This is a genomic window from Klebsiella sp. R390, from assembly GCF_051131745.1.
Lineage (GTDB): Bacteria > Pseudomonadota > Gammaproteobacteria > Enterobacterales > Enterobacteriaceae > Klebsiella.
On record NZ_CP180445.1, the window covers coordinates 840,035 to 857,723 of the forward strand.

A 17,689-nucleotide genomic window follows, 5' to 3' on the forward strand; every position below is an offset into this window, starting at 1 on the left:
GGAGCACGTATGGCAACTTTTGACGCCGTCTTTGTCGGCCTGACTATTCTTGATATCGCCGGTCGCCCGGTTAGCGACATCCCACCGCGCGGCGGGGTGGCCTTTATCGAACAGATCCGCCTTAACCCCGCCGGCACCGCCGCCGGGGCCAATATCAACGCGGCAAAGCTGGGGATCCGTACCGCCGCGGTGGCCTGTCTGGGCGAAGACGAAAAAGCCGATTTTATCCTCGCCAGCTATGCCCGGCTGGGCATCGACTGCTCGCTGATCCAGCGCACGACGCTGAAGGAAACCTCAGCGACGATCCTGCCCATTCGTCCCAACGGCGAGCGCCCGGCGCTGCACTGCCGGGGCGCCTCCGATGCCCTTTTCGTTAGCGAAGACCAGTTCGCCGATATTCTTGATTGCCGCTTCCTGCACCACGGCGGCACCGGCCTGCTGGCCGCGATGGACAGCGGGCAAAGCGCGCAGCTGCTGCAGGCGGCGAAAGCCCGCGGCGTGACCACCAGCTTCGATTTAATTGCCCCCGACGAGCACACCCTGGATCTGCTGCGCCCGCTGCTGCCATCGGTGGATTTCTTTATGCCTTCCCTTGAGGAGGCCGCGTATCTCTCCGGGCAGACGCAACCGGAAGCAATCGCCCGTTTCTTCTTCGGACTTGGCGTTGGAACCTGCATTTTGAAAGATGGCGAGAACGGCTCCTGGCTACTGACCCGCGATGGCGCCATTGAACATATTGCGCCGTTCCGGGTTGATGCTGTCGACACCACCGGCTGCGGCGACAGCTACTGCGGCGGCTTTATTGCCGCACTGGCCCGTGGGTTAAGCGTCAACGCGGCATGTGAGGTAGCTTCTGCCGTCGCCGCGTTGGTGGCGACCGGGATGGGTTCGGATGCGGGGGTGGTTGACTGGGAACAGACGCAGGCATTTATGGTGGCAAACCGCGACTGACAAACAACATCGCCGCCGCATCATGCGGCGGCACAAGCAGCTTAGCCCCACTGGTAAAGCAGCGGCTCCCCGGCAACATAGCGCTGGAGGTCGGCAGCAATCATCGCCGTATGCTTCGCGATGCTCTCCCGCGTCGCCCCGGCAATATGTGGGGTGATAATCACGTTATCAAACTCGGTAACAAACGGATGGTCGCGCCACAGCGGTTCCCGGTGATACACATCCAGCGCCGCACCGCCCAGCGGGCCGTGGCGCAGCGCGTTAATTAACGCCTCTTCATTCACCACTGCGGCGCGAGAGGTATTAATCAGCAGCGCGCCCGGCTTCATGCTATTGAGCAATGACGCATTGACCAGACCATCGCTGTGCGGTCCGCTGCTCAGATGCAGGCTGACAATGTCTGCTTCACGGAACAGCGCCTCAAGCGTCGTTTTCTGTAATCCCGGCTCGTTGATATCCTCGGCGGCGACAAACGGATCCACCACCAGCACCGCCATACCAAAGGCACGGGCAATGCGCGCCACCCGGCGGCCAATATTGCCGTAGCCGATCAGCCCCAGGGTTTTATTGCGCAGCTCGCTGCCTTTAAACACTTCATAAGGGCTTTCCGGGCTGACGTCCCACACCACATCACGGCGCAGCCCGCTCTGGGTGGCCTGCGCGGCGTTCTCGGCGTTAGTGAACTCACCGCGTTTCAGCGCCGCGTGCGATTGCGGAATGTGTCGCGCCAGGCTCAGCATCAGCCCCAGCGTCAGTTCTGCGGCGGCGTCGGCATTGCGGCCTGGCGTATAAAGTACCCGGATATCGCGCGCCTGCGCGGCTTTGGTATCGATATTCACCGGATTGGCGCGGGTGCAGGCGATGACCTTCAGACGCGGACAGGCGGCGATCACCGCCTCCGTCACATCATCGTAGCTGGTCACCAGCACGTCGGCATCGTGGGCCAGCTCGATCAGCTGGCCGGCGCTTAGCTTCGGCTTGCCCAGCGCCCACCCTTCAACCCGCAGTTCACCGAGTTGCTGAAATGCACTGAGATCGCCGGCGTGTTCGGCGGTAAAAACAATTTTCATATGCGTTGTTCCTAAGAAAGACCTTGAAGCGCCTCATGGCGGGCCTGCCAGACCGGGAGCATCTGCTCGCGCAGCAGGCGATAAACCGGGTAGAGCGCGGCGTAACGGCGATGCGCCTGCCCATTGGGCTGATAGCGCGTCTGCTCCAGCGCCGGGTAATGGCTTAGCGCATCGACGCTGCGCGCCGCCAGAATTGCCGCACCGCGCGCGCTCAGTTCGTTGAAGGTGCTGGAGACCACCGTTCTGCCGGTACAGTCGGCAATAATTTGCAGCCAGGTCGCAGAAGCCGCGCCGCCACCGGTCAGGTACAGCTCACCGCCCTGCGGGTAGCCCTGAAGCGAATCGACGATGGCGTAAGCCAGCCCTTCAAACACCGCCCGCTGTAGCTCTGCGCGAGTAGTGTGCTGGCTGATACCAAAATAACCGGCCCGCGCCTCGGGACTAAAGAACGGTGCGCGTTCGCCGTTGAGATAGGGCTGCCAGAATACCCCGCCGCTGCCCGGCTCGACGCTGGCGATGCTTTGTTCCAGCTGCTGTAAATCCGGGTTCAGCGAAATCTGCTGCTGGAGCCAGTCGATATTCGGCGTGCCGGCCTGCATCGGAAACAGATTAATGAAGCGGCCTGCTTCGGTATGGGTGACGTAACGCGTCCCCTCGTTAACCGTCTGACGACCATGGCAGACGATACCGGTACAGCAGGTAGTCCCAAGAATGGTGTAGATGTCACCGTCGTTCACCGCGCCGCAGCCAAGCGCCGCGCTGCACACGTCGAGCGCACCAGCGGCTACCGGCGTGGCAACGGGAAGTCCGGTCAGCAAGGCGACCTCTTCTCGCAGCGTACCGGCCTGGGCATCCGGCGCCAGCAGCGGCGGGAACAGCGGCTGTAAATCCGCGAGCCCCATCTCATTCAGCACCACCGTGGATAACGTCCCGCTGTGTTGATTGAGCAAAGAGGTGCTGGCATCGGTGAGATCCAGCGCCGCGACGCCGGTGAGGCGAAAGCGGATCCAGTCCTTCGCAAAAAACAGATAGCGGGCCGCCGCCAGCCGCTCTGGCTGATGATGTTTAAGCCAGCACAGCTGCATACTGGTGTTGCAGGGTTGCAGGTGGGTGCCGGTATCGTCGAAGAAACGACGGTCAAAACCGGGGCGCCTGAGCAGCTCGCTCATCAGTTCGCGGCTGCGGGTATCGCTCCACAAGATCCCCGGCCCGACCGGTTCACCTTCGGCATCGCTGAGCCAGACACCTTCGCCCTGCCCGGCCAGACCAATCGCGCGTAAACGCCCGTTTTGCAGCGCCGGATGCTGGGCAATATCGCGCAGGATCGCCACCACCGACTGCCACAGCTGGGCCATGTCCTGTTCGGCGTAGCCGTTGGCCGACAGTCGTGGGCCGGTATTCTGCGCCGCGCTGGCGCACGCCTGAAAATATTCATCAAACAGCACCGCTTTAACGCGTGAGGTGCCGATATCGATTCCGAGATAAAAATCCATGCCTGACCCGTTGGTGGAGAGAGATTTAGAACCTAATAGTGCTGGCTCCGGTCACGGCTCGTAGCGGCGACGCATCAGCTCGCACTCGAACAAAAACTCCAGCCCTTCCAGCTGGCGACGGGCCTCGTTAATATCTTTGCCCCAGCAGGTCAACCCGTGGCCGCGCAGCAGGAAGCCGTAACGCAGCGGGTTGGTCTGCGCGTAATCTTCAATGCGCGCCGCCAGGGCGTCGATGTCCTGGTCGTTATCGAAAATCGCCACCGGTACGGTATCGAGGTGGCTGTGCTGGCCGGTCAGGGTTTTCTGCATTTCATAGCCCTGCAGCGCCAGGGTGCCGCTTTTTTCAATGCGCGACAGCACGGTGGCGTTGACGGTATGCACGTGTAGCACCACGTTGGCCTCCGGGAACAGGCGATATACCAGGGTATGCAGGCCGGTTTCAGCGGAAGGTTTACGCCCGGAAGGGGCTTTATTGCTGGCGATCTCAACCTGGAGGAAATCTTCCGTCGTCAGGCTGCCCTTATCGCGTCCTGACTCGCTGAGCCAGCACCAGGTCTCATCCTGACGCACCGACATATTGCCGCCGGTAGCCGGTGCCCAGCCTTTCGCGCCGATCCAATGACAGGTGGTGACCAGTTGCGCGAGTCTTTCTTGCCACATAGCAGTTCCTTAGTTAGCGATGTTGATTTGAGAACCTTCACGGTCAGGCACTATGGTTGCAGGCAGTTTGGACACCGACAGCGCGCGGCCCTGGTCCAAAATGGCCAATGAAATAGCCTGATGAAAGGTTCTTTAGCCGTCTAAATGGCTATTTATCCGATACTAACACCGCTCGCTGACGTGAACAATATTTCAGGAAAGACTGACATTGATAATGGTTATATCAGAAATGCATATGAAATTATCAATTTCAACAACGATACAACTAGTCGGTTTCATGGAGCCAACATTACCCGCTATCAGCGACCGGCAACCATGGAGGATCGTTCTGCAAGAAAGAAACAGGATGCGCCCGCAGAAATCGGGCGCAGTCGCGGTTAGAGCGCCGTGGCGGCCATATCAATCACAAAGCGGTATTTTACCTCCCCTTTCAGCATCCGGCTGAATGCCGCTTCGACCTCCTCGCCGCGAATCATCTCGATGTCCGCGGTAATGTTGTGCTGGCCGCAGAAATCCAGCATCTGCTGGGTCTCCCGGATGCTACCGATGGAAGTGCCGCTGATGCTCAGGCGACGGAACACTAACGGCGTGACATCCGGTGATGGGTGAGGACTGTCGGGGATCCCCACCAGCACCAGGCGGCCGTTGGTCTTCAGGGCCGCCAGATAGGGGTCAAGGTCGTGCGGCGCGGCAACACAATCGAGAATAATATCAAGGCTGGCGACACTGGCTGCCATCTGTTGGCTATCGCGGGAAATAACCACCCGGCTTGCCCCGAGACGCCGCGCGTCTGCACCTTTTTCCGGCGAGGTGGTGAACAGCGTCACCTCCGCCCCCAACGCGCGGGCCAGCTTGACCGCCATATGCCCCAGGCCGCCAAGGCCGATCACCCCGACCCGGTCTCCCGGTTTCACGTCGAAGTAGCGCAGTGGCGACCAGACGGTCACGCCGGCACACAGCAGCGGCGCAACGCCAGCCGGGTCAAGGTTTTCGGGAACGCTCACCACAAAGCGCTGGTCAACGACGATATTCTGCGCATAGCCGCCGCGAGTCAGCTCGCCGGTATAGCGGTCTTTACCGTTATAGGTCGGCGTAAAACCGCTGTCGCAATATTGCTCTTCCTGCTGCAGGCAAAAGGTACACTGCCCGCAGGAGTCGACCATCACCCCCACTCCCACCAGTTGACCCGGCGAAAAGCGCGTTGCCGCCTTACCGCTCTGGCGAACCCGCCCCACAACTTCGTGGCCCGGCACCAGCGGATACTGGCTGACGCCCCATTCATTGCGCGCCATATGCAGATCGGAGTGGCACACGCCGCAGTAGAGAATATCGATCAGCACATCGTTATCCTGAACATCGCGCAGAGACATTTCCCCCACCCGCAGCGGCTGGTCGGCAGCGGTGGCCATCATTCCACGAATCTTCATCTGTACCTCAGGTCTGGCTTTAAAAAGGCCGCACACTATAGACAGGAGGTTTCCATATTGGTAGTAGTTACCATTTGGTAACCATAAAAAAGAGGAGCAAAAATGCCGGTTATCGTCGAGGGGAAACTCTATTTCTATGCCGATTCCGCCCCGCGCAGGTTGATGGATCTTTTTTCGCTAAAGTGGTCCTCCATGGTGCTGCACGCGCTGTGGCACTGGCCGAACCACCGCTGCCGCACCGCTGAACTTCAGCGCAGCCTGCAGGGGATCTCAAAAAAGATGCTGATCCAGACCCTGCGCGAGCTGGAGATGCGCGGCTTGATTAGCCGTCATGTTTACCCTGTGGTGCCGCCAAAGGTGGAATATACGCTGACCGATTTGGGCAAAACCTTCGCCCAGCCGATTGAGCAGATGTATCAGTGGGGGCTGGAGAATCAGGCCGCGCTGGATGAGATGGAAGCACATTACCAAGCGGCAACGGAAAAAAGCGCGTCGTCCTGAAAATCGCCACTCCGCAATTGCTCCACGACGGTGCAAAACTTTGCACTGTGCACACTATTCTGGCAAACACCTGTGGGTTTTCGCTTTTTTATGTGCACTGTGCACAACGCATTGTGTTAACCCTGCCCCGATTTTATTGGCATACCTCTTGCTACCCCTTTGCATCGCCATTCGGATAGCCACTCAGAGGTTCCACTATGTCAAACAGCAATGATTTTCCGCTCGTCGAAGCGCCTGCCGCCGGGCGCAAGGGCGTATTTTCGATCTCCATGGTCCTGTTCAGCTTTACTTTTTTTACCGGCACGATGTTCGCAGGCGGCAAGCTTGGCGTCTCTTTTTCCATCGTAAATCTGCTGTGGATTGCGGTTATCGGTAACTTTCTGCTGGCCCTGTACGCCGCATCGCTCGGCTGGATCGCCGCGCGCAGCGGGCTGAACACCGTACTGATGGGCCGCTTTTGCTTCGGAGAAATCGGCAGCAAGCTTGCTGATTTTATTCTCGGCTTCGCCGAGCTGGGCTGGTACGCCTGGGGGACGGCAACGGTCGCTATCTCACTGGTCAAAATCCTCGCCCTGCCCGAGGTCGCGACCATTCCGCTAATGATCCTGTTCGGGATCCTGTTCTGCGTGACCGCGCTGGTGGGCTATAAGGGGCTGGACGCGCTGTCGCGTATTTCGGTGCCGCTGATGTTTATTCTGCTGGTGGTGTCGATGTACCTGGCCGCCCATCATGCCGGTGGCTGGCAGGCGATGACCCAAATCGAACCGAGCGAAACCATGACCTGGTCGGCCGCTATCACCATGGTGTTCGGCACCTTCGCCAGCGGCGCGACCCAGGCGACGAACTGGACCCGGCTGGCTAATTCCAGCCGCACCGCCATTATCGCCAGCATGAGCAGCTTCCTCGTCGGTAACGGGCTGATGATTGTCGCCGGGGCCTGGTGCGCCATCGTCTATCAGCAGGCCGATATCGTCGAAGTGCTGATTTTGCAGGGGCTTTCCGTTGCCGCGGTGGTGATGCTGTGCCTCAACCTGCTGACGATTCAGGGACCGACAATCTATAACGTCTCTGCCGCCGCCTGCCATCTGCTACGCAGCGAGCGCCGCCGTACGCTGACCGTCGCCGCCGCTGGCGTCGGTATTCTGCTGGCCATTGGCGGTATGTATGAAATGCTGATCCCTTTCCTGGTCCTGCTGGGCAGCATTATTCCGCCTATCGGCGGCGTGATCCTCGCCGACTATTGGTTTTATCGCGGCGGTCGCTACCCTCTGCTGCACAGCGCCCGTTTACCGCGCTTTAACTGGCTGGGGCTTGGCGCCTACGCCGTGGGTGCGGTGGTGGCTTACCTGTCGCCGTGGATTGCGCCACTGGTGGGCATTACCGTTTCCGCGCTGGTCTACATCGCCCTGACTCGTCTGAGCAAGCGTCAACCCGCCGCTGATTCCGTCGCGGAGCAGTAACCATGAGCCTGACGGTCAGCGAAATTCTCGCCCTTGACGGCCTCTCCGCCATGCGCCTGCGAGCAGGCAAACAGGGGCTACAGCTGGCGGTTCGCTGGTATTACGTGGCGGAAAATGAAAATATCGCCGAGTGGATCATGGGCGGGGAACTGGTGTTTATCACCGGGATCAACCATCCCCGCGATGAGGACAACCTGATCCATTTGCTGATGGAGGGCAAGCAGCGCGGGATCGCCGGGATGGTGATCCTCACCGGCGACGCCTATATTCAGGCGATCCCGCCGCGCCTGATCGCCCTCGCCGACGAACTCGGTATTCCGCTGATCGAACAGCCCTATCTGCTGAAGATGGTGATTGTGACGGAACGCATCGGCACCGCGTTGGTACGTAGCGAGAATGCCCTGCAATCACAGCGCGATATTCTGATGCAGCTGCTCACCGGCGATTATCCCGACCTGCAAATCCTGCACCAGCGCGCGCTCCACCAGCAGCTGGATTTTACCCGCCCGTTTCGGGTCGCGGCGCTGCGCCTGGAGGGAATACAGCGGCTGTTTCGCCAGTCTCCGCCTGAGCAGGCCGAAGCCTGGCTACAGCAGGCCCGTCGCACCGTGCGTCAGCGATTGCAGCAGCAGCTCAATCAGCAGGGCAACCCTTTCCCGCTGGTGGAGCGCAGCAATATGTTTCTGTTCCTGCTGCCGGACGAGGAAGGCGAGTTTTATCAACAGAAAAAATGGCTAGAGCAGTGGTTGCTCGCGCTGGCACAAGGCAATGACGGGCTGTCGCTGCTGTGCGGCCTTTCCGCACCAGTACAGCAGCTACAGGGATATCAGCGCGCGCTCTCGCAGGCGCGCCAGGCGCTGGATCTCAGCGATAACCTGCGCCCGGCCCAGCGCATCAGCGACTATCAGCAACTGGGCTTTATCAAACTGCTTTCCGCCGTCAGCGATCCTACGCTGCTGAGCGATTTTATGCATGACACCCTCGGCTGCCTGATCGAACCCGACCGCAAAAGCCCGTGGCTGTTAATGGAGACGCTGGAAACGCTGCTTCAGGAGAACGGCAACGTGGTCAGGGCCGCCGAGCGGTTAGGTATTCATCGCAATACGCTGCATCAGCGTATCCAACGCATTGAAAAACTGACCGGCTATCCGGTCAGTCATCCGCAATTTCATCTCAACGCCTCTGTCGCCTTAGCGATCTGGCGTATGTCGCAAAACCATTTACGGGAACAACCATGAAAATTATCAACGCGCGCCTGCGCCACAAAGCAGCGCTGTATACCCTTGAGTTACAGGATGGTGTCATTAGCAGCATCGTTTCGCAATCCGCAGTCCAGGCAGCTGGCGCCAGCGATATCGACGCGCAGCAAAAGCTGGTGATCCCGCCGTTCGTCGAGCCGCATATCCATCTCGACGCCACTCTGACCGCAGGCGAACCGGAGTGGAATATGAGCGGTACGCTGTTTGAGGGCATCACCCGCTGGAGCCAGCGTAAAGCGAGCGTCACGGTGGAAGATACGCGCCAGCGCGCGCTGAAAACGATTGGCATGCTGCGCGATAACGGCGTGCAGCACGTGCGCACTCACATTGATGTGACCGATCCGTCTCTGACGGCGCTGGAAGCGATGCTGCAGGTGAAAAAAGAGGCAGCCCATCTTATCGACCTGCAAATCGTGGCTTTCCCGCAGGAGGGCATCGAATCCTTCCCCGGCGGGCGTGAGCTGATGACCCGCGCCATTGAGATGGGTGCCGACGTGGTAGGCGGTATTCCGCATTACGAAAACACCCGCGATAAGGGAGTCAGCTCGCTGGTATTTCTGATGGACCTGGCCCAGCGCCACGGCTGCCTGGTGGATGTTCACTGCGATGAAATCGACGACCCGCAGTCGCGCTTCCTGGAAGTCCTGGCAGAAGAGGCCCGGGTTCGCGGCATGGGCGCGCAGGTTACCGCCAGCCATACTTGTGCGATGGGCTCCTACGACAACGCTTACTGTTCGAAGCTGTTCCGCCTGTTAAAGGCGTCGGGCATCAACTTTATCTCCTGCCCGACCGAAAGCATCCACCTGCAGGGGCGCTTCGATACCTGGCCAAAACGCCGCGGCGTGACGCGGGTGGCGGAGCTGGATCGCGCCGGGATTAACGTCTGCTTTGCCCAGGATTCCATTCAGGATCCATGGTACCCGCTGGGTAACGGCAACATTATGCGCATTCTTGATGCCGGCCTGCATATCTGCCATATGCTGGGGTATGAAGATTTGCAGCGCTGCCTCGACCTCATTACCGATAACAGCGCCCGGGCGCTGTGCCTGGGAGATAACTACGGTATTGCCGAGGGGCGTCCAGCGAACCTGCTGATCCTTGATGCAGAAAATGATTATGATGCGGTATGCCGCCAGGCTAAAGTGCTGACCTCCATTCGTCACGGCAACATCATTATGCAGCGCCAGCCGGAGCAGGTTTGCTATTCAAACTGATAAAAGTTCATAACAAAAGGGATGAAAATGATTAAGCTGACGGGCCGTTTAGTGTGTAAAAATGCCGACGAGGCGGCGCTTGTTCGCCAGTACCTTCCTGAGCACAAGGCACTGACGAAGAAAGAAAACGGATGCGTGTCATTTGAAGTCACGGAAACGGCGGATCCTTTAATCTGGAACGTCGAAGAGCTTTTTACCAACCAGGCGGCCTTCGACACCCATCAGACAAGAACCAGGGCTTCAGTCTGGGGAAGTGAAACCCGCGCGATTGCCCGGGAATATGACATCTCAGAGGTTGAATAGCCGTACCGCTGATGCTCTTTTCAACAAGCCGCCCATGGCGGCTTTTTACACCTGCAGCGAAGTTAAACTTCCTCAGTAGAATTTCAGCCCCTGTTATTGCAAGTCTTCGCGAGTCGGTCCCTGGAAGTAGATGCTACTAATATGGCAGTGACGAGGTTGCGTCAGCACAAAACGAATCGTTTCCCAGACAGAACGGCCGTTCATTATCCGCTCCCCCATTCTGCATTGTTCATCGCCAGGCGCATCTAACCCAGTCAGTTCAAAATCCGGTGGATACAAACCGGTTACCCGGATGTTTTCTTTGGATAATTGTTTTGACAGTTTAGTAGTAAAACCGCTAAGCCCATGTTTACTGGCAAAAAATGCAGGATGGGCAATGGAATCTGTGAAATTCGCAATACCGCATACAGATATAATCGCAACGATGTCAGCGCGGTCCGAGCGCCTTACTCCTGGGAGCAACGCCTGTGTGAGTAGTATTGAGCCCGTCAGGCCTGAACTGATGGTATTGAGGATTTCAGTGTCCGGTTGCTCGTCTATTGTCCCTGACAACCACTGAGCAGCATTAAGGATTAAAATGTCTATGGGCTTGTCTGAATGTAAGAGTTGGGACGCAAACTGAGCAATAGATTCAGGCTGGGTTAAATCACAGATATACCCTTTTGCATGACCACCTTCCGCTGTAATGATGCTGCAGGTTTTTTCAATATCAGCAATGCGCCGCGCGCTAAACTCCACGTCGACCCCCTCTCGCGCCAACCACACGCACAATGCCTGACCAAATCCCCCGCCCCCACCAGTGATAACCGCCCTTTTACCCTTCAGCATAGTCATGCTTCCTTTTTGCGATGTGTATGTATCGGGGGATATATAGCATGAGGCGGCGGGGTGACATCTTCCAGTTAGTGCCATTTATCGCGCGATATAAAACGCTGCTTGTCTGCTTGTCTGTGTTTCTGGGGATGGGTAAATGTCAGAAATGAAAAAACCCCAGGATATTAACTATCCTGGGGTTTTATATTTGGCGGAAGCGTAGAGATTCGAACTCTAGAACCCTTTCGGGTCGCCGGTTTTCAAGACCGGTGCCTTCAACCGCTCGGCCACGCTTCCGGTATGGGGCGCACTATAAACACCTCTGCGTAGGCTGTAAAGCCCGATTTTGTTCAACTGCCGCAAAAACAAACAAAAATGCGTTATTCGTCTGAAATATAGGCATATTGCATAAAAAAAATACGCAAATCGGGCCGGCTACGGTCAATGTTTTTTGATGTACATATCTTTCGTGAAGTAGTACCCCAGCTTATCCGGTGTAAATCCGCCGACCCACGGCTTCACCAGATGCGTCCTGACATAGTGATAGACCGGGATCGCGGGCACCTCTTTCCCCAGTAAATCCTCTGCCTGCTGGTAGAACTTGCCGCGAGCGACAACATCCGGCGCTTTGGCTGCGTTCTTCAACGCCTCGTCATAGGCGGGATTGCTGTACTGGCTGGTGTTTTCACTATCGCCGGTGCGGAAGTTATTCAGGAACGTAGCTGCATCATCGTAATCGGCAATCCACGCGTAGCGCACCGCATCAAAAGTATGCGTGTGCATAGTGTCGAGCATCGTCTTCCATTCCTGATTTTGCAGCTTCGCTTCCACGCCGAGGTTTTTCTTCCACATCGAACTGGCAGCAATTGCTACGCGCTGGTGCGATTCTGACGTGTTGTACAGCAGATTAAACACCAGCGGATGCGTATCGCTGTACCCGGCCTCAGTCAGCAGCTTTTTAGCCTCGGCAATCCGTTTATCCCGCGGCCAGCTGGCGTAATCCGGGTTTTGTAGTTTTACGCCCCCAATATCAGGCTGACTGATCAACCAGGCCGGACGCTGCCCCTGCCCCAACACTTTTTCAGCGATGATGTCTTTGTCCAACGCCATATTCAGCGCCAGGCGGACGCGCGGATCGTTAAACGGTGGTTTGGTCGTATTGAACTCGTAGTAGTAGGTCGCCAGCTGCGGCGAAACGTCCAGCTGATCGCCCATGGTTTTTTTAAGCTGGGCAAACTGGTTGATCGGCACCGTATAGACAATGTCGATTTCGCCGGCTTTATAACGGTTGACGTCGGCCGCTTCCGAATGAATCGGCAGATAGGTGACTTTGTTGATAACGGTATGCGCGTTATCCCAATAGCGCGGGTTACGTTCAGCGACGATGCGCTCGTTGACCACCCACGCAGAAAGCTTATAGGGACCGCTGGTCACCATATGCTGCGGTTTGGTCCACTGCTCGCCAAAACGGTTTACCAGCACTTTATCAATCGGGACCAGCGAAGGATGCGCCAGCATCGCCAGAAACGCAGCGTTAGGCTGCGTCAATGTTACTTCAAAGGTGTCATCATCAATTGCTTTCACGCCCAACGTCTCCGGCGCTTTTTTCCCCTCGGCAATCTCCTGCGCATTCACGATGTGCATATTACCGGGATAGCTGGCGTACGGCGACGCGGTCAGCGGCGACACCAGACGTTGCCAGCTCCAGACAATATCCTGTGCGGTGATGGCGGTCCCGTCAGACCAGGTGATGCCAGGACGTAAATGGAAGGTCCAGACGGTGTTATCTTTATTATCCCATTTCTCCGCCAGCCGCGGCTGAATCTCACCTGTTGGCGAGACGCTAACCAGCCCTTCGAACAGATCGCTGATGATATTAAACTCAACATCGCTTTCGACTTTATGCGGGTCCAGCGACGCCGGCTCGCTGCCGTTATTTCTGACCAGTTCCTGCTTTTCTGCCAGTACCGTACCCGGTGGTACCTGGGCGGCGACAGCCGTTGCCGTCGAGCAAAGTAAACCGATAGCCAGTAATGCTTGTGTGATGTGATTATAATTTTGTGATTTCATATCCCTTGCCTTTAGTGTGCTTCGTTTGTACCCTCTCCACACTTAGCCACAGAATGGCAATAACGCAATATTTTTCAGTAACCTATCAGATTCCGATCTGGTTCCTGATGCCAAACGCACAAACGCACCGCTTTAGCATCATTTATTAGAATAAAATGCTATGACATTGCGCTGGAAGGCAAAGTAAAGATGGGTAAAAGCACTATGGCTTCTGGCGTGGTTTTTTTATGCTTCGTTATTAATTACATCTGTCATAAGAGAGTGACTCATGGATCGTATAATTACGTCGTCGCGTGACCGTTCATCGCTGCTCAGCACGCACAAAGTTCTGCGGAACACCTATTTCCTCCTCAGTCTGACACTGGCATTTTCCGCTATCACAGCGACGGCCAGTACGGTACTGATGCTGCCCTCTCCGGGGCTGATTCTGACGCTGGTCGGGATGTATGGTCTGATGTTCCTGACCTATAAACTGGCCAACAAGCCGACCGGGATTCTGGCGGCGTTCGCCTTTACCGGCTTCCTGGGATATATCCTTGGCCCGATGCTGAATGCCTACCTGTCCGCGGGCATGGGTGACCTGATCGGCCTGGCGCTGGGCGGTACCGCACTGGTGTTCTTCTGCTGCTCGGCCTACGTGCTGACCACGCGTAAAGACATGTCCTTCCTCGGCGGTATGCTGATGGCCGGCGTAGTGGTGGTGCTTATCGGTATGGTGGCCAACATCTTCCTGCAGCTGCCGGCTCTGCACCTGGCAATCAGCGCGGTGTTTATCCTGATTTCTTCAGGGGCAATCCTGTTTGAAACCAGCAACATCATCCGCGGCGGCGAAACCAACTATATCCGCGCTACCGTGAGCCTTTACGTGTCGCTGTACAACATCTTCATCAGCCTGCTGAGCATCCTTGGCTTCGCAAGCAGAGACTAACCTCTCCCACCGTAGTTCACAGGCCCTGCTTATGCGGGGCCTTATTTTTTGGTAAACTGCCGCCAGTCTGGACGGTATGTGAAGAATTATGTTTATCTTTGAAGGCAATGAAATAGAGACCGATAGCGAAGGCTATCTGAAAGATACCACGCTGTGGAACGAGGCAATGGCGGAGGTTATCGCCGAACAGGAAGGCATCACCCTCTCCGTTGAACACTGGGAAGTGGTGCGCTTCGTGCGCGATTTTTATCTGGAATTTAACACCTCACCCGCTATACGCATGTTGGTGAAGGCGATGGCCAATAAGTTTGGCGAAGAGAAAGGCAACAGCCGCTATCTCTACCGTCTGTTCCCGAAAGGCCCGGCCAAACAGGCAACTAAAGTTGCTGGCCTGCCTAAACCGGTGAAATGCATCTAATAGAGAATGGCAAACTTTTGCCATTCTCTGGTGGGTTGATGAGGTTCAGTATTCACCCTGTCGACCCGCGCACTACGCGGCCCGCCCGCCTGTAACCACGCTATTAACGCCGTCACCTGTTCGTCCTCGCCGCAGGCCAACACTTCCACGCTGCCATCGTCAAGATTACGCGCATAGCCCGTCAGCCCTAAGCGTAGCGCTTCCCGCTGCGTCGAGTAGCGAAACCCCACGCCCTGTACGGAACCATAGACCCACGCCATGGTGCAGATTGTCGCCATGATTACTCTCCTTTTGTGGCTACCCTTGATGCTGAGAATAGCAAACTTTTGCTAACGCACATGCTTAGGCAGCAGGCCATAGTGCTGACGAAAACGTGCGGTAAAACGAGAACCAGACTGATAGCCGCTGTTGCGAGCGATCTCGCCGATTGGCAGAGAAGTCGATTGCAGCTGGCCTAATGCGAAAGCCATTCGCACCTCCTCAACAATCAGGCGAAAACTTTGCGACTCCAGCTGTAAACGGCGGCGTAGCGTCGATTCGCCAAGAAACAGCATTTTCGCCACCCGAGGCACGCTCCACTCGTCCGCCGGTGACAGCATAATAATTTGCCGTACCTGGCCCGTCAGATCCTGTTGCCGCTCATGCAATAATGGCCCGGCGTACCCCGCCTGCTGCAACGCCAGCAGCAGGCCCATCGCCTGATGATATTGCAGCTCCGTCGATAATCCACCGCGAACCGCCTGCAGGACGTTCTGCCACATAAACGATAATTCCGGCGTCACCGGCGCACATAGCGACGTCAGCCGACCCGATGGTGGCTCGCTCAGATAACGCGCTTTAAAATCGGCCAACAGCTCAGGCGTCAAAGAGAGCAAATCGGAACAAAATAAGCCGTTCTCCGGCTGATTAATCACTTCGAGCTCAATGTCAGCGGGCAGGATGATCAGTTGCTGCGGCGTCGCCAGCATCTGGCTGGCACCCTGCACGATGATCTTGCTCCCACGGTTTACCCGACACAGCGCCGGCGAAAACAGCCTGACGCGGTGCAGTTTATAGAGCCGACGGGAGGTTATTTCCGCCGCCGACAATGCATTATGCTGAAAGTGAATATTGCGCATCTGGACTCTCTGTAAATCGCTTTCTGTCGTTTAGCGCCCCGACATTGCCGTCAGCTGCGCGCTGGCAATAACATGGCTGCGAACCATAAACCCGACTAACGCGCCGCTGGCCTGGGCATCGATGGGTAACGCTGGCGTGTCCAGCGCCCACACCGTAAAACGATAACGGTGAGGTTTATCGCCGGCTGGCGGGCAGGCGCCGCCAAATCCGGCATAACCAAAATCATTTCGGCCCTGTACCGCACCAGTTGGCAGTTTAGCGTTATTTTTATCTCCGGCACCAGCAGGCAGGTGAGAAACCGCCGCAGGGATATTCACCACCGTCCAGTGCCACCAGCCGCTGCCGCTGGGCGCATCCGGGTCGTAGGCGGTTATCGCGAAACTGCGGGTGCCTGAAGGCGCATTTTCCCAGGCCAACTGGGGCGAAATATTCCCTCCTGAACAGCCAAAGCCCTGAAACAACTGAGTCGCCGCCAGGCTATTACCTTCGCGCATATCACTGCTGGTAACGCGAAATGGTGCTGCCGCTGCGCTGGCACTGATAGCCACTATCAACATTGCTGCTAACCGGGATCCTGTTTTCATCGTATTGTCCTCCATTGGGTGAGGAAACACTGTAAGATCGACCGCGGTTTTTTATTGTGCCGAAGCGTCTGCATTTTGTGCCGAAACGCTCAGCTGTCGCCACCGGTGGAAAGATGCTTGCGCCAGCCACTTGTGCTAACCTACGCGCCATTTTTCGGTGCCGACATTCCCGTTGCTTAAAGGTAGCCCCATGACAGATTCCATTTTCCCCCGCTTAGTGTTATCCAAAGGACGCGAGAAATCCCTGCTGCGTCGCCATCCCTGGGTGTTCTCCGGCGCCATTGCTCGTATGGAAGGTAAAGCCCGTTCCGGCGAAACCATCGACATCGTCGACTCGCAGGGAAAATGGCTGGCTCGTGGTGCCTGGTCGCCGTCATCGCAGATTCGCGCGCGCGTCTGGAGCTTCGATCGCCAGGAAACTATCGATACCGCCTTTTTCGAACGTCGTTTGCAGCAAGCGCAAACCTGGCGTGAATGGCTGGCCGCCCGCGACGGTCTCGACAGCTATCGCCTGATCGCCGGCGAGTCTGACGGACTGCCTGGCGTCACGATTGACCGTTTCGGTAACTTTTTCGTCCTGCAGCTGTTAAGTGCCGGCGCCGAGTATCAGCGTGCCGCCATCGTTAGCGCGCTGCAAACCCTGTTCCCGGACTGCTCGATTTACGATCGTAGTGATGTCGCCGTACGTAAAAAAGAAGGTCTGGAACTGGCGCAGGGTCTGGTCACCGGCGACCTGCCGCCCGCGTTGCTGCCAATCACCGAACACGGCATGCAGTTGCTGGTCGATATTCAGGGTGGCCACAAAACCGGCTACTACCTCGATCAGCGCGACAGCCGACTGGCAACCCGTCGCTACGTCGCCGATAAACGCGTGCTGAACTGCTTCTCTTATACCGGCGGTTTCGCCGTCTCTGCGCTGATGGGCGGCTGCCGCCAGGTGATTAGCGTAGATACCTCCCAGGAGGCGCTGGACGTTGCGAAGCAAAACGTTGAGCTCAACAAACTGGACCTTTCCAAAGCCGAATTTGTCCGCGACGACGTGTTTAAACTGCTGCGTAAATATCGCGATCAGGGTGAGAAGTTTGACGTGATTGTCATGGACCCGCCAAAGTTCGTGGAGAACAAAAACCAGCTGATGGGCGCCTGCCGTGGCTATAAAGATATCAACATGTTGGCGATTCAACTGTTGAATCCCGGCGGCATTCTGCTGACCTTCTCCTGTTCCGGTTTGATGGCGACCGATTTATTTCAGAAAATCATCGCCGATGCCGCAATTGACGCCGGACGTGATGTACAATTTATAGAACAGTTCCGTCAGGCTGCCGATCACCCGGTGATCGCAACCTACCCGGAAGGGCTGTATCTGAAAGGGTTTGCCTGTCGCGTCATGTAACTTGAAAAGTGAAACCTTGCCCGCAT

19 protein-coding genes, 1 tRNA gene and 1 pseudogene are annotated in these 17,689 nt (G+C 56.9%); 10 read left to right on the forward strand and 11 right to left on the reverse strand.

What is annotated here, in order from left to right; translation table 11 throughout:
- Positions 1–9: 9 nt before the first annotated feature.
- Complete coding sequence (locus ACMYSP_RS03915; protein ID WP_434585671.1) at positions 10–951, forward strand: carbohydrate kinase family protein; 942 nt, start codon at positions 10–12, stop codon at positions 949–951.
- 41 nt (positions 952–992) lie between these two features.
- Here the strand turns inward: ACMYSP_RS03915 and ACMYSP_RS03920 are convergent, their stop codons facing one another.
- The 3 genes from ACMYSP_RS03920 to ACMYSP_RS03930 are packed head-to-tail and all read right to left on the reverse strand — an operon-like array spanning position 993 to position 4,174.
- Positions 993–2,021, reverse strand: coding sequence for a 2-hydroxyacid dehydrogenase (locus ACMYSP_RS03920; protein WP_434585672.1), 1,029 nt, complete (start codon positions 2,019–2,021; stop codon positions 993–995).
- A gap of 11 nt (positions 2,022–2,032) precedes the next feature.
- Positions 2,033–3,514, reverse strand: coding sequence for an FGGY-family carbohydrate kinase (locus ACMYSP_RS03925; RefSeq protein WP_434585673.1), 1,482 nt, complete (start codon positions 3,512–3,514; stop codon positions 2,033–2,035).
- A gap of 51 nt (positions 3,515–3,565) precedes the next feature.
- Positions 3,566–4,174: a methylthioribulose 1-phosphate dehydratase gene (locus tag ACMYSP_RS03930; RefSeq protein WP_434585674.1), complete on the reverse strand. Its 609-nt coding sequence runs from the start codon at positions 4,172–4,174 to the stop codon at positions 3,566–3,568.
- Positions 4,175–4,318: 144 nt separating this feature from the next.
- Between ACMYSP_RS03930 and ACMYSP_RS03935 the strand changes: the two genes are divergently transcribed.
- The gene (locus tag ACMYSP_RS03935; RefSeq protein ID WP_434585675.1) at positions 4,319–4,555 is read left to right on the forward strand and encodes a hypothetical protein; all 237 of its coding nucleotides are present in this window, start codon (positions 4,319–4,321) and stop codon (positions 4,553–4,555) included.
- Here the strand turns inward: ACMYSP_RS03935 and ACMYSP_RS03940 are convergent.
- Entirely contained in the window at positions 4,552–5,601 is a 1,050-nt protein-coding gene (locus ACMYSP_RS03940) for an NAD(P)-dependent alcohol dehydrogenase (RefSeq protein ID WP_434585676.1), read from the reverse strand. The two genes, ACMYSP_RS03935 and ACMYSP_RS03940, sit on opposite strands and share 4 nt — an antisense overlap.
- A gap of 102 nt (positions 5,602–5,703) precedes the next feature.
- Here ACMYSP_RS03940 and ACMYSP_RS03945 point away from each other — a divergent pair, with 102 nt between their 5' ends.
- The 5 genes from ACMYSP_RS03945 to ACMYSP_RS03965 all read left to right on the forward strand — a co-directional run bounded on the left by ACMYSP_RS03945 (position 5,704) and on the right by ACMYSP_RS03965 (position 10,338).
- A complete protein-coding gene (locus tag ACMYSP_RS03945) occupies positions 5,704–6,102 on the forward strand; it encodes a winged helix-turn-helix transcriptional regulator (RefSeq protein WP_434585677.1) in 399 nt (132 codons plus the stop codon).
- 197 nt (positions 6,103–6,299) lie between these two features.
- Positions 6,300–7,562: a cytosine permease gene (gene codB, locus ACMYSP_RS03950; protein WP_434585678.1), complete on the forward strand. Its 1,263-nt coding sequence runs from the start codon at positions 6,300–6,302 to the stop codon at positions 7,560–7,562.
- A gap of 2 nt (positions 7,563–7,564) precedes the next feature.
- Positions 7,565–8,800 carry a PucR family transcriptional regulator gene (locus ACMYSP_RS03955; protein WP_434585679.1) on the forward strand — a complete coding sequence of 412 codons (1,236 nt, stop codon included), beginning with the start codon at positions 7,565–7,567 and terminating at the stop codon, positions 8,798–8,800.
- Positions 8,797–10,035, forward strand: a complete 1,239-nt coding sequence (codA, locus tag ACMYSP_RS03960) for a cytosine deaminase (RefSeq protein WP_434585680.1) — start codon at positions 8,797–8,799, stop codon at positions 10,033–10,035. The genes ACMYSP_RS03955 and codA overlap by 4 nt, the downstream gene beginning before the upstream one ends.
- A gap of 27 nt (positions 10,036–10,062) precedes the next feature.
- Positions 10,063–10,338 carry a putative quinol monooxygenase gene (locus ACMYSP_RS03965; RefSeq protein ID WP_434585681.1) on the forward strand — a complete coding sequence of 92 codons (276 nt, stop codon included), beginning with the start codon at positions 10,063–10,065 and terminating at the stop codon, positions 10,336–10,338.
- A gap of 93 nt (positions 10,339–10,431) precedes the next feature.
- On the opposite strand, the gene ACMYSP_RS03970 is transcribed toward ACMYSP_RS03965, so the two are convergent.
- From ACMYSP_RS03970 to ACMYSP_RS03985, 4 genes and pseudogenes are all read right to left on the reverse strand, one after another.
- Complete coding sequence (locus ACMYSP_RS03970; protein WP_434587009.1) at positions 10,432–10,632, reverse strand: hypothetical protein; 201 nt, start codon at positions 10,630–10,632, stop codon at positions 10,432–10,434.
- Positions 10,633–10,638: 6 nt separating this feature from the next.
- Positions 10,639–11,250, reverse strand: a pseudogene (locus tag ACMYSP_RS03975) (SDR family NAD(P)-dependent oxidoreductase); the annotation flags it as partial.
- 110 nt (positions 11,251–11,360) lie between these two features.
- Positions 11,361–11,448: transfer RNA gene (locus tag ACMYSP_RS03980), tRNA-Ser, on the reverse strand.
- Between the two features lie 144 nt (positions 11,449–11,592).
- Positions 11,593–13,221 (reverse strand): ABC transporter substrate-binding protein, encoded by a 1,629-nt coding sequence (locus tag ACMYSP_RS03985; RefSeq protein ID WP_434585682.1) that lies wholly within the window; start codon positions 13,219–13,221, stop codon positions 11,593–11,595.
- Positions 13,222–13,489: 268 nt separating this feature from the next.
- Between ACMYSP_RS03985 and yccA the strand changes: the two genes are divergently transcribed.
- Positions 13,490–14,149 carry an FtsH protease modulator YccA gene (yccA, locus tag ACMYSP_RS03990; RefSeq protein WP_123753653.1) on the forward strand — a complete coding sequence of 220 codons (660 nt, stop codon included), beginning with the start codon at positions 13,490–13,492 and terminating at the stop codon, positions 14,147–14,149.
- A gap of 88 nt (positions 14,150–14,237) precedes the next feature.
- Entirely contained in the window at positions 14,238–14,567 is a 330-nt protein-coding gene (gene tusE, locus ACMYSP_RS03995) for a sulfurtransferase TusE (RefSeq protein WP_434585683.1), read from the forward strand.
- On the opposite strand, the gene yccX is transcribed toward tusE, so the two are convergent.
- From yccX to ACMYSP_RS04010, 3 genes are read right to left on the reverse strand one after another with little or no spacing between them, the layout of a single operon-like run.
- Complete coding sequence (gene yccX, locus ACMYSP_RS04000) at positions 14,564–14,845, reverse strand: acylphosphatase (protein WP_434585684.1); 282 nt, start codon at positions 14,843–14,845, stop codon at positions 14,564–14,566. The two genes, tusE and yccX, sit on opposite strands and share 4 nt — an antisense overlap.
- A gap of 51 nt (positions 14,846–14,896) precedes the next feature.
- Positions 14,897–15,685 (reverse strand): helix-turn-helix transcriptional regulator, encoded by a 789-nt coding sequence (locus tag ACMYSP_RS04005; RefSeq protein ID WP_434585685.1) that lies wholly within the window; start codon positions 15,683–15,685, stop codon positions 14,897–14,899.
- A gap of 30 nt (positions 15,686–15,715) precedes the next feature.
- Positions 15,716–16,270, reverse strand: coding sequence for a kinase inhibitor (locus ACMYSP_RS04010; protein WP_434585686.1), 555 nt, complete (start codon positions 16,268–16,270; stop codon positions 15,716–15,718).
- Positions 16,271–16,460: 190 nt separating this feature from the next.
- On the opposite strand from ACMYSP_RS04010, the gene rlmI reads away from it, so the two are divergent.
- On the forward strand, positions 16,461–17,663 hold the full coding sequence (rlmI, locus tag ACMYSP_RS04015; RefSeq protein WP_434585687.1) for a 23S rRNA (cytosine(1962)-C(5))-methyltransferase RlmI: 1,203 nt from the start codon (positions 16,461–16,463) through the stop codon (positions 17,661–17,663).
- The last annotated feature ends 26 nt before the right edge of the window (positions 17,664–17,689 follow it).

Excerpts from the sequence above, each read along its gene's own strand:
- ACMYSP_RS04010 (WP_434585686.1), bottom strand. The coding sequence starts at position 16,270 with ATGAAAACAGGATCCCGGTTAGCAGCAATGTTGATAGTGGCTATCAGT.
- ACMYSP_RS03955 (WP_434585679.1), top strand. The coding sequence starts at position 7,565 with ATGAGCCTGACGGTCAGCGAAATTCTCGCCCTTGACGGCCTCTCCGCC.
- ACMYSP_RS03985 (WP_434585682.1), bottom strand. The coding sequence starts at position 13,221 with ATGAAATCACAAAATTATAATCACATCACACAAGCATTACTGGCTATC.
- rlmI (WP_434585687.1), top strand. The coding sequence starts at position 16,461 with ATGACAGATTCCATTTTCCCCCGCTTAGTGTTATCCAAAGGACGCGAG.
- ACMYSP_RS03920 (WP_434585672.1), bottom strand. The coding sequence starts at position 2,021 with ATGAAAATTGTTTTTACCGCCGAACACGCCGGCGATCTCAGTGCATTT.
- codB (WP_434585678.1), top strand. The coding sequence starts at position 6,300 with ATGTCAAACAGCAATGATTTTCCGCTCGTCGAAGCGCCTGCCGCCGGG.
- tusE (WP_434585683.1), top strand. The coding sequence starts at position 14,238 with ATGTTTATCTTTGAAGGCAATGAAATAGAGACCGATAGCGAAGGCTAT.
- yccA (WP_123753653.1), top strand. The coding sequence starts at position 13,490 with ATGGATCGTATAATTACGTCGTCGCGTGACCGTTCATCGCTGCTCAGC.
- codA (WP_434585680.1), top strand. The coding sequence starts at position 8,797 with ATGAAAATTATCAACGCGCGCCTGCGCCACAAAGCAGCGCTGTATACC.
- ACMYSP_RS03945 (WP_434585677.1), top strand. The coding sequence starts at position 5,704 with ATGCCGGTTATCGTCGAGGGGAAACTCTATTTCTATGCCGATTCCGCC.
- ACMYSP_RS03940 (WP_434585676.1), bottom strand. The coding sequence starts at position 5,601 with ATGAAGATTCGTGGAATGATGGCCACCGCTGCCGACCAGCCGCTGCGG.
- ACMYSP_RS03915 (WP_434585671.1), top strand. The coding sequence starts at position 10 with ATGGCAACTTTTGACGCCGTCTTTGTCGGCCTGACTATTCTTGATATC.
- ACMYSP_RS03935 (WP_434585675.1), top strand. The coding sequence starts at position 4,319 with ATGGCTATTTATCCGATACTAACACCGCTCGCTGACGTGAACAATATT.
- ACMYSP_RS03925 (WP_434585673.1), bottom strand. The coding sequence starts at position 3,514 with ATGGATTTTTATCTCGGAATCGATATCGGCACCTCACGCGTTAAAGCG.
- ACMYSP_RS03930 (WP_434585674.1), bottom strand. The coding sequence starts at position 4,174 with ATGTGGCAAGAAAGACTCGCGCAACTGGTCACCACCTGTCATTGGATC.
- yccX (WP_434585684.1), bottom strand. The coding sequence starts at position 14,845 with ATGGCGACAATCTGCACCATGGCGTGGGTCTATGGTTCCGTACAGGGC.
- ACMYSP_RS04005 (WP_434585685.1), bottom strand. The coding sequence starts at position 15,685 with ATGCGCAATATTCACTTTCAGCATAATGCATTGTCGGCGGCGGAAATA.
- ACMYSP_RS03965 (WP_434585681.1), top strand. The coding sequence starts at position 10,063 with ATGATTAAGCTGACGGGCCGTTTAGTGTGTAAAAATGCCGACGAGGCG.